At 39.9% G+C, this 546-nt stretch carries 1 protein-coding gene; it reads left to right on the top strand.

Features of this window, described 5'->3' with window-relative positions; genetic code table 11:
* Positions 1-546 (top strand): YcdB/YcdC domain-containing protein (locus HP401_RS29535; protein ID WP_375140446.1); only part of this gene is annotated, 546 nt, incomplete at both ends.

Raw genomic sequence — 546 nt, 5'->3', positions numbered from 1 at the left:
GCACCTGAATGGAAAGTGAAGGTAGAGCTTGCAATCCAAAAGGTAAAGGAAAGGTTGCCATATTTATCCGATTTTTCTTACAGTACGCTTAAGATTTTAGAAAAAGATGATGGAACAAATGATATAACCATCATCTTGCAAACGTCCAAGGAGAAGAAGAAACCGTCTTTTACATTTGGTTTGGATAAACAAGGGAATCCCGATAAGTTTAGCTACAACGAGGAATTTCCCGAAGAAGGAAGGCCGAAGGTTGAGCATGAGAAGGTAGTCAGCAAAGCAACAGATTTTATGAAGCAATGGTATGGTCCAGATATGGGCGGCTTTGCCTATAACCCTAACTATTCAAAGGACAACGAGGCCCATTTTACAAAACTGGTAAACGGACTTCCGTATCTGAATATCAATGTTCGTCTAACCGTAAACAGCAAAGGAGAAATTATTTCGAAAGGATCAGGTTTACATAAATATAATCTTGGAGAAGATGCACCCGCCTTGGAAAATATGAAGTTTGCTGATCCAAAGGAAGCCATATCCAAGGATCAGGCT

This window comes from Brevibacillus sp. HB2.2, from assembly GCF_013284275.1.
Taxonomy (GTDB): Bacteria; Bacillota; Bacilli; order Brevibacillales; family Brevibacillaceae; genus Brevibacillus; species Brevibacillus brevis_D.
Note: the sequence above shows the minus strand (reverse complement) of the source record. Positions and strands in the feature narration are given on the sequence as shown.